This is a genomic window from Streptomyces ossamyceticus (assembly GCF_001418475.1).
GTDB lineage: Bacteria > Actinomycetota > Actinomycetes > Streptomycetales > Streptomycetaceae > Streptomyces > Streptomyces ossamyceticus.
Genome location: NZ_LIQX01000145.1, coordinates 3,696 through 3,978, shown reverse-complemented (window position 1 = coordinate 3,978; position 283 = coordinate 3,696). Strand labels below are relative to the sequence as shown.

Annotated in this window: 1 pseudogene; it reads left to right on the top strand. The window is 76.0% G+C overall.

From position 1 onward, the window contains the following. Nucleotides 1–283 (top strand): annotated as a pseudogene (locus AOK15_RS46705) (sensor histidine kinase); the annotation flags it as partial.

Genomic DNA, 283 nt, shown 5'->3' with positions numbered 1-283 from the left:
CCTCGTCCTCGTCCTCGACGCGCACGGCAGGGTCGTGGAGCGCTACCCCGGCTCCGCGGGTCTGCCCGCCTTCCCCTCCCTCACCCCCGGCCGCCTCAAGGCGTACTCGGCGCGGACCGACCCCTCCGGGTTCGGTGAGGCCTACCGCGCCCAGGTGGTGCGGGTCCCCCTGGCCGGCCGTACCCACGAGGGCAGCTACGTGGTCACCGCCCGCTCGACGGTCGAGGACCGCCGCGCCGTCGAACGCCTCGTCCAGGTCGAGACCACCGCCGCCGTCCCGCTG